We start from the raw sequence: 15,231 nt of genomic DNA, 5'->3' as shown, positions 1-15,231 counted from the left end.
GGTCGCCGTCGTCTTCGCCGGAGCAGCAGCCTTCGTGGCCTTCTTCGCCGGCGCCTTCTTCGCGGGCGCCTTCTTGGCTGCGGCCTTGGTGGCTGCACCTGCTGCACTGGCCGCCTTCTTGGCCGGTGCAGTCGCCTTGGCCAGGGTGAGCTTCGGCAGCTTCTTCGCACCGGAGATCACGGCCTTGAGGTCGGCACCCGGGGTGAACTTCGGGATCGCCTTCTTCTTGGCCCGCATCTTCTCGCCGGTGCGCGGGTTCCGCACCGTGCGCGCCTCGCGGATCTTCTTCTCGAACGAGCCGAAGCCCGTGATGGCGACCTTCTCCCCCTTGGCGACCTCACGGGTGATGGTGTCCAGGACGGACTCCAGCGCGTGGGCGGCGGCCTTCCGGTTGCCCTCGTAGCGTGCGGCCAGGGTGTCGATGAGCTGAGTCTTGTTCACTAGCTTCCCTTCCAATGAACCAATCCGGCCGAGCTCCTGCCCGACATCTCCCATGCACGCTAGGCATTCGTGGCTCAACTCACAATGACCACGGCGCGTTTTCGACCGAATTCCTTTACGGGAAATTCGCGGTCCAGACCACCATTTCCCTTGTCCGGTGTGGAATTGGGTTCCGAGGAGAAGTCGTGAAATGCGCGAATCCCTTGCCAGGCAAGGGATTCGCGGTCAATCAGTCAGAAGTAGAGGCTCTCAAAGAGTCGCCGGCTTCCACGCAGGACGATTTGATTCGTATGCCGCGATGTCGACCTCGTTCGACAGCGTGATGCCGATGTCGTCGAGCCCGTTGAGCAGCCGGTAGCGCGTGTAGTCGTCGATGTCGAAGGAATCCTCGATCGCGTCAGGCCCTTCTCCGGCCCTCACGGTGCGGCTCTCGAGGTCGACGGTGACCGTCGTGCCCGGGTGCTCGGCGAGGTGGTCCCAGATCTTCTGCACGACCTTCTCGTCGACCTGCGCCGCCAACAGTCCGGCCTTGCCGGAGTTGCCGCGGAAGATGTCGGCGAAGCGCGAGGAGATGACGGCCCTGAACCCGTAGTTCTGCAGGGCCCACACCGCGTGCTCACGCGACGAGCCGGTGCCGAAGTCGGGTCCGGCGACCAGCACCGACGCCTCGGCGTACTCCGGCTTGTTCAGCACGAAGTCGGGGTCGTTGCGCCAGGCCGCGAAGAGGCCGTCCTCGAAGCCGGTGCGGGTCACCCGCTTCAGGTAGACCGCGGGGATGATCTGGTCGGTGTCGACGTTGCTGCGCTTGAGCGGTACGGCGACACCGGTGTGGGTGGTGAACTTGTCCATGATGCTCAGGCGTCCTTTCCGGCGGTCGCGCTTGCGGAGACCAGGTCGGCGGGGGAAGACAGCGTGCCGCGTACGGCGGTGGCAGCGGCGACGGGGATCGACACGAGGTGCGTGCGACCGCCCTTGCCCTGACGTCCCTCGAAGTTGCGGTTGGACGTCGACGCGCTGCGCTCACCCGGGGTCAACTGGTCGGGGTTCATGCCCAGGCACATGGAGCAACCAGCTCCGCGCCACTCTGCGCCGGCCTCGATGAATACCTTGTCGAGCCCTTCTTCCTGGGCCTGCAGGCGCACCCGCACCGAGCCGGGCACGACGAGCAGACGGGTGCCGTCGGCGACCTTGTGGCCCTTGATGATCTCGGCGGCGAGGCGGAGGTCCTCGATGCGACCGTTGGTGCACGAGCCGACGAACACGGTGTCGACGTGGACCTCGCGCATCGGCGTACCGGCCTCGAGGCCCATGTACTTGAGGGCGTTCTCGGCGGCGACGCGGTCCTGCTCTTCCTCGAACTCCGCGGGGATCGGGACGTTGCCGCCCAGCGGCACGCCCTGGCCGGGGTTCGTGCCCCACGTGACGAACGGCGTCATCTCGGAGGCGTCGAGCACGATCTCCTTGTCGAACTCCGCGTCGTCGTCGGTGACCAGGGTCTTCCAGTGCGCGACCGCGGCGTCCCAGTCGGCACCCTTGGGGGCCTCGGGCTTGCCCTCGATGTAGTCGAAGGTGGTCTGGTCAGGGGCGATCAGGCCGGCCTTGGCACCCCACTCGATCGACATGTTGCAGACCGTCATGCGGCCCTCCATCGAGAGCTCCTCGATGGCCTGGCCGCGGTATTCGACGATGTAGCCCTGGCCACCACCGGTGCCGGTGTGCGTGATCAGGGTGAGCACCATGTCCTTGGCGGTGACGCCCTCGGGCAGCGAGCCGTTGATGGTCACGGCCATCGTCTTCGGCTTGGCCTGCATCAGCGTCTGGGTGGCCAGCACGTGCTCGACCTCCGACGTACCGATGCCGAACGCGATGGCGCCGAACGCGCCGTGGGTGCTGGTGTGCGAGTCGCCGCACACGATGGTCATGCCGGGCTGGGTCAGCCCGAGCTGCGGACCGACCACGTGCACGATGCCCTGCTCGATGTCGCCGAGCGGGTGCAGGCGTACGCCGAACTCCTCGGCGTTCTTGCGCAGGGTGTCGACCTGGGTTTTGGAGACCGGGTCGGCGATCGGCTTGTCCCAGTCGATGGTCGGGACGTTGTGGTCCTCGGTGGCCAGGGTCAGGTCGGGGCGACGCACCTTGCGGCCAGCGAGACGGAGACCGTCGAAGGCCTGCGGCGAGGTGACTTCGTGAATGAGGTGGAGGTCGATGAAGAGGAGGTCGGGTTCTCCTTCAGCACTGCGGACGACATGCTCGTCCCACACCTTCTCCGACAGGGTCTTGCCCATGACTTCCCTCCACGACTTTCTCGAGCGACGTTCCTCAGGTCACAGAGACTAGCTCTTGCATCCCATGATCTGAGACGGCAGTATTGCCATATGGACAACTCTAGCGGAGTCGGCGTTCTCGACAAAGCCGCCCTGGTGCTCGCCGCACTGGAGGCCGGCCCGGCCACCCTTGCGGGACTGGTCGCAGGCACAGGGCTGGCACGACCGACGGCGCACCGCCTGGCCGTGGCCCTCGAACACCACCGCCTGGTGGCCCGCGACATGCAGGGCCGCTTCGTCCTCGGACCGCGCCTGGCCGAGCTCTCCGCCGCCGCCGGCGAGGACCGCCTGCTCGCCGCGGCCGGTCCGGTCCTGGCCCGCCTGCGCGACATCACCGGCGAGTCCGCACAGCTGTGGCGCCGTCAGGGTGAGCACCGCGTCTGCGTCGCTGCCGCCGAGCGTCCCAGCGGCCTGCGCGACACCATCCCGGTCGGCTCGCAGCTGACCATGCGCGCGGGTTCCGCCGCCCAGGTGCTGCTGGCCTGGGAGGACCCCGAGCGCATGCACCGCGGCCTGCAGAACGCGGCGTACTCCGCCACCGCCCTCTCGGGCATCCGGCGCCGAGGCTGGGCGCAGTCGGTCGGCGAGCGCGAGCAGGGGGTGGCCTCGGTCTCCGCACCGGTGCGCTCCCCCAGCGGCAAGATCATCGCGGCGGTGTCCGTCTCCGGCCCGCTCGAGCGGCTTTCCCGTCAGCCCGGCCGGATGCACGCACCCGCTGTCATTGCCGCCGCCGAGCGGCTCTCCGAGTCACTCCGCCGCGCCGCCGCCGAGTGACCACGAACCGTGCATTCTTGATGCGCGAGCCGTGGATTGTTGCGCTTCGAACCGTGGGTTCTTGATGACTGTGCCGCCACCGCGACACTCGAGCATCACCCTGTAGGCCAGCTCGAGAGTGCCAGCAGACTGGCTCACAACAGGCGGTGGATCTCGTCGGCGAAGGCCGCGTGCACGGCCTCGGACGGATGGAACCCGTCAGAGGCGAACGGCCTCTCGACGTCGAAGGCGGGACCGTTCAGGGGCAGGTGCTGAACGCTCGGGTACGACGACACGATCGACCGTCCGGCGCGGTCGAGTGCCCGTGAACGCAGGCCCATCACCGAACGCAGCGGTCGCGGCAGACGCGTGAACATCGACATGTCCGGCACCCCGAGGAGCACGACCTGGGCGCGCGGCGCCGTACGGCTGAGGGCGTCGAGCAGGGCAGTGAGCTCAGCGCGCCAGCGTCGCGTGGAGTGCAGCCCCTTCGCATCGTTGACACCCACCGACAGCACCACGACGTCGGCGGAGGCGAGCTCCGGCGCACGTGAATCGACCAGGTCGAGCACACCGCCCGCGGTCAGGCCTGACTGCGCCACCACCGCGCGTCGTACGGCGTGACCGTCCGAGAGCAGGACGGCCAGCCGACCCGCGAGCGTGGCGTCGTGGTGGGCGATCCCGACACCGGCAGCCACGGAGTCACCGAGCACCACCAGATGCAGCGGTGCACCGGAGAAAGGACCACGGGTGTCCTCGAGACCGTCGGCCTCGGGCAGTCGCTCGATGGTGCGCCGGGCGCTGACGCCCTGCACGGCGACGAGTCCGACCGCACCGGCGACCAGGGACAGGGGCACGAGCAGCAGCCGGACAGCCCCCATCAGAAGAGGGCCTCCTGCTCGATGTCGAGCAGCGTCTGCTTGCGCTCCACTCCCCCGGCGTAGCCGGTGAGCGAGCCGTCCGCACCGATCACCCGATGGCACGGGATGACAATCGGGATCGGGTTGCGCCCGTTGGCCAGACCGACCGCGCGCGATGCCGCGTTCGTGTGGCCCAGGCGATGCGCGATCTGACCGTACGACGCGGTCTCTCCGTGCGGGATCAGCTGGAGCTCCTTCCAGACCCGCTGCTGGAACTCGGTGCCGTGCGGGGCCAGGGGAAGGTCGAAGTCGGTCAGGTCGCGAGCGAAGTACGCCGTCAGCTGCCGGATCGTCTCGACGAGCACCGGGTGGTCGTCATCGCGGGCACCGAGAGGTCGCCCGTCACTGGGCTGGCGGAACGGCGAGAACTCGATCGCCGACACCGCGCCCTCGCGTTCGATGATGCGCAGCTCGCCCACGGGCGAATCCATCAGGGTCCACATGTCAGTTCATCTCCTCTGGGTGGGCGAGCGAACGCCACAGGTACATCAGTGCATAGGAGCGCCACGGGCGCCATGGTTCCGCGATGCCGTCGGCGTCCTTCGGGTCGGCGCCGAGGCCGGCCAGCGCATGGCGCACGGCCACGTCGGTAGGCAGGAACACGTCGGGATCGCCCAACGCCCGCATCGCTATGTAGTCGGCCGTCCACGGCCCGATGCCGGGCACGGCCAGGAGCCCACGGCGTACGTCGGCGCGGTCGGCCCGGCGGTCGAGGCTCACCCGGCCGTCGGCCAGGGAAGCGCACAGTTCGGTGAGCGCTCGACCCCGGGCGCGGGGCATCGGCAGGTCCTCGGGATCGAGCGCCGCCAACGCAGTGGCCGTCGGGAACAGGGTCGTGAGTCCGTCGGACCCCAGCTCGTCGGGCAGCGGCACACCGTGGGCCGCGGCCAGTCGGCCGGCCACGGTTCGGGCCCCGGCGACACTCACCTGCTGGCCCAGGACCGCGCGGACGGCGATCTCGTCGCCGTCGACGTGACCGGGCACCCGGAGTCCGGGCAACGCGCGGACCAGGGCACCGACCAGCGGGTCCTCGACCAGTTGGTCAGCGACCGCCATCGGGTCGCAGTCGGCGTCGAGCAGCCGGCGGACGCGCTCGACGGCAGCTGACGTGTCGCGCAGGTCGGCCAACCGGAACGTCGCCGACACCAGCGCGATGCCTCCCTCGTCGACGGCGTCGTCGAGCTCGAGGTGCACGGTGCCGGGTCCGTAGGGCAACGCCAGCGCCCGGGCATACCACCCGTCGCCGACCGCCTCGACGCCCGGAATCGCTCGCAGGGCAAGGAAGTCGAGCAACGCGCGTCCCGCGAACGGCGTACGCACGGCCAACCGCATCGACAGCTGTCCGGCCGCTCCGCGGGAGGGCGTACGACGACCGCGCAGGTCGGTCGGCGACGACGCATAGACCTCGCGGATCGTGTCGTTGAACTGGCGGATGCTGGAGAACCCGGCGGCGAACGCGACGTCCGCGAACGTCATCGTCGTCGTCTCGACGAGGATCCGCGCGGTCTGCGCGCGGCGGGCCCTGGCCAGGGCGAGGGGGCCGGCACCGAGCTCGGCGTTGAGGATGCGGGTCAGGTGTCGCGAGGTGTATCCCAGCGACGTGGCGAGCCCCTCGACGCCGTCGCGGTCGACCACGCCGTCGGCGATGAGACGCATCGCGCGACCGGCCACGTCGGCGGCGACATCCCAGTCAGGACTGCCCGGAGTGGCATCGGGAAGGCAGCGCTTGCAGGCCCGGAAGCCCGCCGACTGTGCAGCGGCGGCGGTCGGGAAGAACGAGACGTTCTTCGAGGCCGGGGTGCGCGCCGGGCACGAGGGGCGGCAGTAGATGCCGGTCGTGTGCACCGCCGTGTAGAACACCCCGTCGAAGCGGCGGTCCTTGCTCTTCACGGCCCGGTAGCAGGCCTCGGTGTCGGTGAACATGGCTCCATCCTGCCGCACCCACGAAGCCCGTTCTAGCGGAAATCAGACACGGCCATCGGGAGCGAGCTCGCGACGGGTCGAGCAGAACTCACGACGGGTCGATCAGAACTCACGACAGGTCGATGTGTGAACGGAGCTCGGCCCGCGTGTGGATGCCGAGCTTCATGTAGACGTGCCGCAGGTGGTACTCCACGGTCTTCGGGCTGAGGAACAACGCCGCCGCCGCTTCACGGGTGGTGCGGCCGGCGCCGAGCAGACCGGCGATCTGCAGCTCCTGCGGGGTGAGCAGGTCGATGCTCCGGTCTCCGCGACGATGTGGCTGCTCCCCCGTGGCCTCGAGCTCGGCCGCTGCCTGCTCGGCCCACGGCCCGGCACCCAGCTCCTCGAACGTCGCCAGCGCCTCCCGAAGGACCGGCCGCGCGGCCACCCTGCGCCGAGACCGGCGGTGCCAGGACCCCACCGCCAGTTGGGTCCTGGCTCGCTCGAAGAGGTCGGGGCTGCCGTCGTGCAGGGACAGCGCCGCGTCGAAGTGTACGGACGCCCCGCCCCCTGCCAGCAGCGCCAAGGTGCGCTCCGCACGCGCGATCGCCCACGGTTGCCCCTTCGCCAGCGCCCGGGACCGATACACGGCGGCGATCTCCCCGGCCTCGGCCGCCCGACCGAGCCGGACCAGCGCTTCGGCCCGTTCTGGTCCCGGGGACAGGTCGACGTCCAGCAAGCCGATCCGCGACAACAGGGACTCGAGCGCCTCGAAGTGGCCGAGCGCCTCGTGGGCGCGCCCGGCCCCGAGGGCGAGGTCTCCCAGCGCGGACAACGCCCAGGCACGCGCCAACGCAATGCCGTGTCCATCGGCCAGTGTGCTGGCCTCGTCGGCGTCACGACGGCAGTCGTCCGCCTGCCCCATCCGGGCCGACAGCCAGGCGCGACCGGCCAGCGACATCGCCAGGTCGGTGGTCTGCCCCGACTCACGGGCCAGCGCCACCGCCTCGTGGTAGACCGCCAGGGCACTCGACCACCGGTCGGTGGTGGCGTGGTCGCGGGCCACGTGGAAGAGCAGGGTGGGCAGCGTCCCCAACGCACACCTGTCGCGCAGCTCCTGCACGACGTGGTCGACCAGGTCCCGTCCGGTGCTCGACTCACGCAGGAACAAGGAGCCCAACACCATCCACCCGGGGCGACGCAGGTCGTCGCTCCACCAGGTGCCCTGCTCCAGCTCCTCGACCGCCGAGCGGATCAGCTCGATGCCCGGCTCACCGGCGAGCACCCGCGCCATGCCGATCGTCATCCGGCCACGCACTCCGACGTACGTCGACGTCACCGAGTCCAGGAGCGCCTCGAGCCGGGTGGCTGCGGCAAGTCCCTCCGCGGTCGCGCCCAAAAGGAAGCACGCGTTGATCTGGTCGGCAGCCAGCATCGCGGCCGCATCGGGGTCGGTGACGGCGAGGGCGAGGCTGGCCCGACGCAGGAGCGTCCCGGCCAGATCGAGCGAGCCGGCCCGCATCTCCAGGTTGCCGCGCACACCGTCCACCGCGGCACCCAGCTCCGAGCCCGGAGCCACCTCGGAGGCGTGCTCGAGCAGGGTCTCTGCCCGAGCCAACTGCCCGGCCAGCCACGCCGCCTCCCCCGCAAGGAGCAGTCGCTGAGCCGTCGCCCGCACGCTCCCGCTCAGTGCCGCTGCCCGCTCGTACGCCGTGGCCGCGACCGAGTGGGCGCCCCGGCCGGCCGCCCGGCTGCCCACCTCGGCCAGCAGGTCACCGACGTGTTCGTCGACGCCGATCACGGTCTCGCTGAGATGCCAGGCCCTCCGGTCGGGGTCCGACTGGGGCTGGGAGTGCGCGACAGCCAGATGGGCACTCCTCCGCTCTGCCGGCGAGGCGGCCCCATAGGCACTGGAGCGCACGAGCGGATGGCGGAACGTGATGCCGCCGGACGAGAGGGCGACGAGTCCGACCTCCTCCGCGGCGGTCAGGTCACCGATGCTCGTGCCCAGCTCAGTGAGCGCACGACCGACCACGGCGGCGTCGGCTTCGGCGATCGAGGCGATCAGGAGCGCCGTCCTCGTGCGGGCGGGCAGGGCGAGGACCCGCCGTCCGAACTCACCCAGCAGCCGGTCCGGCACGGTCAGGGGCGTGGTCGGCGCCAACCGGTCGATCGCATCGACCTCCTCCGCCAGCTCCACGACGGCGAGCGGGTTCCCCGCGGTAGCCCGGTGCACCCGGGCGACGGTGTCGGGTGCCACGGGAGCGTTCGCGGAGTCGGCGAGCAGCCGCGCCACGGACTCGGGCGGCAGCCCTTCGAGCTCCAGGCGTGGAAGGTCGGAGTCGAAGACCGGTGTGCCCGTGGTGGGTCGCGTCGCCACCACGACCGCGATCGGGTCGGCCATCAGTCGGCGGCTGGCGAAGACGAGGGCCTCCGCCGAGGGATGGTCGAAGAAGTGGGCGTCGTCGACGAGCAGGAGCAGGGGCTCCTCCTCCGCACAACGGCTGAGCAGTCCCAGGGTGGCTGCACCGACCGCGAACCTGTCCCCCGCCGTACCCTCGCGCAGTGCCAACGCCACCTCCAGGGCCGTGGCCTGGGGACCCGGCAGGGCCGGGAGCAGGTCGAGCAACGGCAGCAGGAGCTGGTGCAGTCCCGCGAACGCGAGACCGCTCTCCGACTCCACCCCGTCAGCCTTCAGGATGCGCACCGACTCGGCCTTGTCGGCCAGGTTGCGCAGCAGCGTCGACTTGCCGATCCCCGGCTCGCCCGTCACGACGAGTACGCCGCTCTGCTGGATCCGGGCGCCGCCGACCAGCCTGTCCAGGGCCAGGATCTCGGCGTCGCGCCCGACCAGCATCTTCTGATCGTACGGACACCAACGCTAGCGAGTGATTCCAAGGGGTGCCGGATCAGCGAGCGGTGCATCCGCGCCCGATCCGGCAAGGCGGACGAGCGAAGGCGGGACGGAGTCCCGTCGAGTCGAGGACAACGCCGCCGGTCGGGATGCGGGGCATCGCGCGCCCGGCACTTCCCCTTGGAATCACTCGCTAGGTGGGTCACCGGATTCGGAGCGGCCACGTCCGGCGTCACTGTGGTCGGCACATCCACCACCGGAGGAGCACCGACATGAGCACCATCGACCAGACCCCCGCCAGCACCGCCGTCGACCCCGACAAGCTGATGGCCTTCGTCTTCCGCGCCGTCGAGGAGGTGGGCGCCGGCCTCAACGGCGCCCTCGTCGTGATGGGCGACCAGCTCGGCTACTACCGGAGCCTCGCCGATCACGGGCCGACCACCGCGGCCGAGCTGGCCGAGCGCACCGGCACGGAGCCGCACTACGCCCGCGAGTGGCTCAACTGCCAGGCCGCCGGCGCCTACGTCACCTACGACCCCGACACCGGGCGCTACACGCTCCCGCCCGAACAGGCGGTGGCGATGACCGACAGTGAGAGTCCGGCGTACCTCCCGGGGCTGTTCCAGACCGCGCACGGCTCGATCCGCGACGCGCACCTGATCGTCGAGGCCGCGCGCAACGGCGACGGCTTCGGCTGGGGCGAGCACAACGGCGACGTGCACGTCGGGTGCGAGCGGTTCTTCCGCCCGGGGTACGTCGCCAACCTCGTCGGCGCCTGGTTGCCCGCACTCGAGGGCGTCGTACCGCGTCTGGAGGCCGGAGCGACCGTCGCCGACATCGGTTGCGGGCACGGCGCCTCGACGATCCTGATGGCCCAGGCGTTCCCCAGATCGAGCTTCGTCGGCTCCGACTACCACGCCGGGTCGATCGAGACCGCCCGCTCGCGGGCCGAGGACGCCGGTGTCGGCGACCGGGTCTCCTTCGTCACCGACGACGCGCGGGCCGTGGACGGTGGCTTCGACCTCGTCACCACGTTCGACTGCCTGCACGACATGGGTGACCCCGTGGGGGCGGCCCGCAACATCCGGCGCACCATCAAGGACGACGGCACCTGGATGATCGTCGAACCGGCCGCCGGCGACCACGTCGAGGACAACCTCAACCCGGTCGGCCGCGCCTACTACGGCTTCTCGACCCTGCTGTGCACGCCGTCGTCGCTGGCCCAGGACGTCGGTCTCGGACTCGGTGCCCAGGCCGGCCCGGCCCGGATCAGGGACGTCGTGACCACCGCCGGGTTCACGCAGTTCCGGGTGGCCGCCGAGACGCCGTTCAACAAGGTGTACGAGGTGCGGCCCTGATGGGTCTGGCAGGCCCGCTCGTGCGGGAGCACGATGGGGAGATGGTGCAGGAGCAGCGCCGTGCCCGGTCACCCGACCGGACCGGAACCGTGGTGAGGGACGGGGTGTCCCTCGCCTGGGAGGTGTACGGCGACGGGCCGGTCACGGTGCTGCTGATGCCCACCTGGTCGATCATCCCGTCGAGGTTCTGGAAGCTGCAGATCCCATACCTGGCGCGGCATTTCCGGGTGGTCACCTTCGACGGTCGCGGGAGCGGACGCTCCGGGCGGCCGTCGGGCGCGGCGGCGTACGCGAACCTCGAGTACGCCGCCGACACGGTCGCGGTGATGGACGCCACCGACACGGACTCCGCCGTTCTGGTCGCCCTGTCGTGTGCCGTGACCTGGTCGGTGCACGTGGCGGCCGACCATCCCGAGCGGGTCCGTGGCCTGTTCGCGATCGCCCCGTCGTGCGGGTTGGCGGTGGCCGACCCCGCCCGCGAACGGTTCGCCTGGGACCAGCGGCACGACACGACCGACGGGTGGGCGGCGTACAACAAGCACATCTGGCTGGAGGGCGACTACGACGGCTTCCGCCGTTTCTTCTTCGAGCAGATGTTCTCGGAGCCGCATTCCACCAAGCAGATCGAGGACTGCCTGCTGTGGTCCGCCGACATCACCGCACAGGGCCTCTGCGACACGACCGCCGGGCGCCTGGGGCTGGAGGGCGCGGTCAACGAGCCGCTGGAGCCGGTCTGCGCCCGGGTCACCTGTCCGGTCGCCGTGGTGCACGGCGACCATGACCGGATCCGGCCGTGGGGTGTCGGGAAGCGGCTGGCCGAGCTCACGGGTGGCTCGTTCACCCTTCTGGAAGGCGTGGGCCACGGTCCGCCGGGCCGGCAGCCCGTGCTGGTCAACACGATGGTCCGCGCGTTCGTCGAAGGGCTCGGCCGTCCGCCTGTACGACGTACGTGGCAGCGCGCGCTCGACCGGCCGCGCCGGGTGCTCTACCTGAGCTCGCCGATCGGGCTCGGTCACGCCCGGCGCGACGTCGCCATCGCCGAGGAGCTCCGCCGATGCTGCCCCGGCCTGCAGGTCGACTGGCTGGCCCAGCATCCCGTCACGACGGTTCTCGAGGCCGCCGGCGAACGCATCCACCCGGCCTCGCAGTGGCTGCTCAACGAGTCGACCCACATCGAGGAGGAGGCCGGCGAGCACGACCTCCATGCCTTCCGCACCATCCGCCGGATGGACGAGATCCTGGTCAACAACTTCATGGTCTTCGACGACGTCGTGGGTGAGGAGCACTACGACCTCGTGGTCGGCGACGAGGCGTGGGACGTCGACCACTTCCTCCACGAGAACCCTGAGCGCAAGCGGTTCGCCTACGCCTGGATGACGGACTTCGTGGGGTGGTTGCCGATGCCGGACGGTGGCGAGGAGGAGGCCCGCCTGACCAGCGACCACAACGCGGAGATGATCGAGCAGCGGGCCAGGTTCCGACAGCTGCGCGACCGGTCGGTGTTCGTCGGCAACCCCTCCGACATCGTCGACGGTGCGTTCGGTCCGGGCCTGCCGAGGATCCGTGAGTGGACCGAGCAGAACTTCGACTTCGCGGGCTACGTGACGGGATTCGAGGCACCGACCCGGCCGGAGACCGAGCGGCTGAGGCGATCGCTGGGCTACCGGCCGGAGCACAAGCTGTGCGTGGTGACGGTCGGCGGCTCCGGCGTCGGTGGACCCTTGCTGCAACGGGTCCTGGACGCGGCGCCACTGGCCCGGCGACTGCTGCCCGAGCTGCGGTTCCTCGTGGTCTGCGGGCCGCGGATCGACCCCGCCTCGCTCCCCCGCCGCACCGGAGTACGGGTTCGCGGCTACCTGCCGCGACTCCACGAGCATCTGGCCGCCGCCGACGTCGCCGTGGTCCAGGGCGGCCTGACCACGTGCATGGAGCTGGCCTCGGCCCGGACCCCGTTCCTCTACGTCCCGCTGGAGCACCACTTCGAGCAGAACTTCCACGTCCGGCACCGCCTGGAGAGGTACGGCGCGGGCCGGCACCTGTCGTACGGCGAGGCGTCCGATCCGGGCTTCCTGGCAGAGGCGATCGTCAAGGAGCTGCTGGTCGAGCCGCACGTGCTGCCGGTGGAGTCCGACGGTGCCGCGCGGGCCGCCGCAATGCTCGCCGAGCTCCTCTGACCGACCTGTCGCCAGTTCTCGTTGACCTGTCGCCAGTTCTCGTTGACCCGTCGTGAATTCGAGAACTCACGACGGGTCGACCCGAACTCACGACGGGTCGACCCGAACTGGCGACGGGTCAACGGGGGTGGTAGCGACGTTCGGGGCGGCCGGCACCGCCGTACCTCAGCCGCACGTCGAGCTGGCCGGTGAGCGCGAAGTACTCCAGGTAGCGGCGTGCCGAGACCCGTGAGATGCCGACCGCCTCGGCGCACTCCGCGGCCGAGAGGTCGCCGCGCTCGCGCAGCGCGGAGAGCACGCTGTCGGCGGTCTCCGGGCTCAGGCCCTTGGGCAAGGCCGAGGACCGGGCGGAGGCCACCGGGGAGAACACCGCATCGATGTCCTCCTGGTCGGCGGCGGTGTCGTCGGTCAACGCCCGTTGGGCCGAACGGAAGGCCTCGAGTCGCACCCGCAGGTCGTCGTACCCGAACGGCTTGACGAGGTAGTGCGCGGCGCCGTTGGCCGCGGCCGCGCGCACCGTGTCGGCCTCCCGTGCCGCGGTCACCATCACGACGCCGACGTCGTTGCCGCCACCGCGGAGCGTGCGCAGCACGTCGATGCCGGTCATGTCGGGCAGGTGCACGTCGAGCAGCACCAGCTCGGGGGCGAGGCGCTCGATCTCGGCCAGCGCGGAGGCACCGGTCGCGGCGACCCCGACCACCTGGAAGCCGTCGGTGCGCTCCACGAACTTCGTGTGGATCGAGGCGACCATGAAGTCGTCGTCGACGATCAGCACCGTCACGTCGGCGTCACTCATGCCAAGTCCCTCATGTTCTGGCTTCCAGCGGCAGTCGGGCGGTGAAGACCGCGCCCTCGTCATTGTGCACCGAGACCATGCCGCCGCGTCTCTCGCACACCACCTGCACGAGGGCGAGCCCGACTCCGCGACCGCTCGCGTCGCTGGGTTTCGTGGAGTAGCCGCGGCGGAAGATCTCGGTCGTGTCGGTGACGCCGGGGCCGGTGTCGGCGACCTGCACGAGCACCACGGCGTCGTCGAGCAGGACGTGTACGTCGACCCGCCGACCCCCCGACGCGACCGTGGCGTCGACCGCATTGTCGACGAGGTTGCCGAGCACCGTGCCGACATCGGCGGAGAGGTCGGGGTCCAGGCGCGGCAGCGACGAGTCGCCGGCCAGCACCATCGTCACACCACGCTCGGCGGCGAGGCTGGACTTCGCGATCAGCAGTGCGGCCACCGCCGGGTCGTCGACCCGCTTGGTCACGAACTCGCTGATCTCCGCGCGCTTGCGGGTGAGGTTGCCGATCAGCGCCGACACCTCGGCGTACTCCTCGAGCTGGACCAGCCCGGAGATCGTGTGCAGCTGGTTGTTGAACTCGTGGGTCTGCGCCCGCAGGGTCTCGGTGATCGACTCGCGGGCGCTCAGCTCGCTCTGCATGGCCAGCAGCTCGGTGCGGTCGCGCAGTGTGGTCACCGTGCCGACCTGGCGCCCCTGCTCCATCACGCGGTTGCGGTTGAGCACGATCACACGACCGCCCACGACCAGCACCTGGTCGTGCACGTCGTCGGTGCCCTCGAGGGCCGCCCGCACGTGCTCGTCGAGCGACAGGTCCGCCACCCGTGTGCCCTCGTCGGCCCGGTCGATGCCGAGCAGCTCGCGGGCACTGTCACTGAGCACCGTCATCGTGCCGTCGGGTGCCACCACGACCACGCCCTCGCGGATCGAGTGCAGCACCGCCTCGCGCTGGTCGGCGAGCGCGGCGATCTCGACCGGCTCCAGGCCACGGGTGCGCCGCTTGATCAGGCGGGAGAGCAACCACGCACCCAGAAGCCCGACGGCCAGGCCGATGCCCAGGAAGCGCGCCAGGTCCGGCAGCCAGCGGTCGACCCGGTCGGCCAGTGTGGGGTAGGGCTCGGAGACCATCACGATGCCGACGACCCGGGGCGGCTTGTTCTGGGCCCGCGGCGGCACGAACACGACCGGCACCTGGGCGGCGAACGCGCGCTTGCCGTCGACGGTCACGTCGCCGGTCCACATGCGCATCTCCTGTACGTCGGAGTGGTCGAGGTCGAGCTGCCGTCCGACGTCGTCGGGGTCGACCGACATCACGATCGTGCCGTCCGGGCCGGCGAGTGCGACGTACGTCGCGGCGTTGCGCGACTGCGTGGTGGCGACGTAGCCGGCCAGCGACTCGAAGATGTCGCCACTGGTCAGGCTGCTGCGGATCGGCTCCAGGTTGGCCAGCTGCTGGGCGGACGCGCGCAGCGTCGTACCCCGGTCGTCACGGAACTCCGAGTCGCTCTGCCGGGTCAGCACGACGGCCGCGAAGGCCAGCACGACGAGCAGCACCATCAGCTGGAGGGCGAGGAACTGGCCGGCCAGGCTCAGCCGGATGCGTCCGCGTCGGACTGGTGACCACAAGTTCCACAACCTCCTTTGGTTCCGCAAGGGTGACGCCCGCCACATCATTCACCACTATCGGGTTGTCCCATTCTCTCGCCCATCG

General features: G+C 70.4%; 12 protein-coding genes. 3 read left to right on the top strand and 9 right to left on the bottom strand.

The window, feature by feature from the left end:
* The 3 genes from ASD66_RS08710 to leuC all read right to left on the bottom strand — a co-directional run.
* Positions 1-441 (bottom strand): HU family DNA-binding protein (locus ASD66_RS08710; protein ID WP_056891409.1); only part of this gene is annotated, 441 nt, incomplete at its 3' end.
* A gap of 249 nt (positions 442-690) precedes the next feature.
* Positions 691-1,290 (bottom strand): 3-isopropylmalate dehydratase small subunit, encoded by a 600-nt coding sequence (gene leuD / locus ASD66_RS08705; protein WP_056890723.1) that lies wholly within the window; start codon positions 1,288-1,290, stop codon positions 691-693.
* Between the two features lie 5 nt (positions 1,291-1,295).
* On the bottom strand, positions 1,296-2,726 hold the full coding sequence (leuC, locus tag ASD66_RS08700; RefSeq protein ID WP_056676211.1) for a 3-isopropylmalate dehydratase large subunit: 1,431 nt from the start codon (positions 2,724-2,726) through the stop codon (positions 1,296-1,298).
* Between the two features lie 90 nt (positions 2,727-2,816).
* Between leuC and ASD66_RS08695 the strand changes: the two genes are divergently transcribed.
* On the top strand, positions 2,817-3,539 hold the full coding sequence (locus ASD66_RS08695) for an IclR family transcriptional regulator (RefSeq protein ID WP_056676208.1): 723 nt from the start codon (positions 2,817-2,819) through the stop codon (positions 3,537-3,539).
* 134 nt (positions 3,540-3,673) lie between these two features.
* Here ASD66_RS08695 and ASD66_RS08690 read toward each other — a convergent pair whose 3' ends face one another.
* The 4 genes from ASD66_RS08690 to ASD66_RS08675 all read right to left on the bottom strand — a co-directional run bounded on the left by ASD66_RS08690 (position 3,674) and on the right by ASD66_RS08675 (position 9,197).
* Positions 3,674-4,399 carry an SGNH/GDSL hydrolase family protein gene (locus tag ASD66_RS08690; protein ID WP_082599415.1) on the bottom strand — a complete coding sequence of 242 codons (726 nt, stop codon included), beginning with the start codon at positions 4,397-4,399 and terminating at the stop codon, positions 3,674-3,676.
* On the bottom strand, positions 4,399-4,869 hold the full coding sequence (locus tag ASD66_RS08685) for a methylated-DNA--[protein]-cysteine S-methyltransferase (RefSeq protein WP_321163500.1): 471 nt from the start codon (positions 4,867-4,869) through the stop codon (positions 4,399-4,401). The genes ASD66_RS08690 and ASD66_RS08685 overlap by 1 nt, the downstream gene beginning before the upstream one ends.
* A 13-nt stretch (positions 4,870-4,882) precedes the next feature.
* Complete coding sequence (locus tag ASD66_RS08680; RefSeq protein WP_056676203.1) at positions 4,883-6,361, bottom strand: DNA-3-methyladenine glycosylase 2; 1,479 nt, start codon at positions 6,359-6,361, stop codon at positions 4,883-4,885.
* A gap of 109 nt (positions 6,362-6,470) precedes the next feature.
* Positions 6,471-9,197, bottom strand: a complete 2,727-nt coding sequence (locus tag ASD66_RS08675) for an ATP-binding protein (protein WP_056890721.1) — start codon at positions 9,195-9,197, stop codon at positions 6,471-6,473.
* 269 nt (positions 9,198-9,466) lie between these two features.
* Between ASD66_RS08675 and ASD66_RS08670 the strand changes: the two genes are divergently transcribed.
* Together ASD66_RS08670 and ASD66_RS08665 are read left to right on the top strand one after the other, a co-directional pair.
* Positions 9,467-10,552 (top strand): class I SAM-dependent methyltransferase, encoded by a 1,086-nt coding sequence (locus ASD66_RS08670; RefSeq protein ID WP_056890720.1) that lies wholly within the window; start codon positions 9,467-9,469, stop codon positions 10,550-10,552.
* Positions 10,552-12,726, top strand: coding sequence for an alpha/beta hydrolase (locus ASD66_RS08665; RefSeq protein ID WP_235530013.1), 2,175 nt, complete (start codon positions 10,552-10,554; stop codon positions 12,724-12,726). Before ASD66_RS08670 ends, ASD66_RS08665 begins: the two co-directional genes overlap by 1 nt.
* A gap of 118 nt (positions 12,727-12,844) precedes the next feature.
* Here the strand turns inward: ASD66_RS08665 and ASD66_RS08660 are convergent, their stop codons facing one another.
* Both ASD66_RS08660 and ASD66_RS08655 read right to left on the bottom strand, forming a co-directional pair.
* Positions 12,845-13,522: a response regulator gene (locus ASD66_RS08660; protein ID WP_056676185.1), complete on the bottom strand. Its 678-nt coding sequence runs from the start codon at positions 13,520-13,522 to the stop codon at positions 12,845-12,847.
* 10 nt (positions 13,523-13,532) lie between these two features.
* Positions 13,533-15,146: an ATP-binding protein gene (locus ASD66_RS08655; RefSeq protein ID WP_056890719.1), complete on the bottom strand. Its 1,614-nt coding sequence runs from the start codon at positions 15,144-15,146 to the stop codon at positions 13,533-13,535.
* Between the last annotated feature and the right edge of the window lie 85 nt (positions 15,147-15,231).

The sequence above is a fragment of the Nocardioides sp. Root151 genome (assembly GCF_001427925.1).
Taxonomy (GTDB): Bacteria; Actinomycetota; Actinomycetes; order Propionibacteriales; family Nocardioidaceae; genus Nocardioides.
This window is presented reverse-complemented; position numbering and strand designations above follow the sequence as displayed.

Excerpts from the sequence above, each read along its gene's own strand:
- ASD66_RS08675 (WP_056890721.1), bottom strand. The coding sequence starts at position 9,197 with ATGCTGGTCGGGCGCGACGCCGAGATCCTGGCCCTGGACAGGCTGGTC.
- leuD (WP_056890723.1), bottom strand. The coding sequence starts at position 1,290 with ATGGACAAGTTCACCACCCACACCGGTGTCGCCGTACCGCTCAAGCGC.
- ASD66_RS08665 (WP_235530013.1), top strand. The coding sequence starts at position 10,552 with ATGGGTCTGGCAGGCCCGCTCGTGCGGGAGCACGATGGGGAGATGGTG.
- ASD66_RS08695 (WP_056676208.1), top strand. The coding sequence starts at position 2,817 with ATGGACAACTCTAGCGGAGTCGGCGTTCTCGACAAAGCCGCCCTGGTG.
- leuC (WP_056676211.1), bottom strand. The coding sequence starts at position 2,726 with ATGGGCAAGACCCTGTCGGAGAAGGTGTGGGACGAGCATGTCGTCCGC.
- ASD66_RS08660 (WP_056676185.1), bottom strand. The coding sequence starts at position 13,522 with ATGAGTGACGCCGACGTGACGGTGCTGATCGTCGACGACGACTTCATG.
- ASD66_RS08690 (WP_082599415.1), bottom strand. The coding sequence starts at position 4,399 with ATGGGGGCTGTCCGGCTGCTGCTCGTGCCCCTGTCCCTGGTCGCCGGT.
- ASD66_RS08680 (WP_056676203.1), bottom strand. The coding sequence starts at position 6,361 with ATGTTCACCGACACCGAGGCCTGCTACCGGGCCGTGAAGAGCAAGGAC.
- ASD66_RS08685 (WP_321163500.1), bottom strand. The coding sequence starts at position 4,869 with ATGGATTCGCCCGTGGGCGAGCTGCGCATCATCGAACGCGAGGGCGCG.
- ASD66_RS08670 (WP_056890720.1), top strand. The coding sequence starts at position 9,467 with ATGAGCACCATCGACCAGACCCCCGCCAGCACCGCCGTCGACCCCGAC.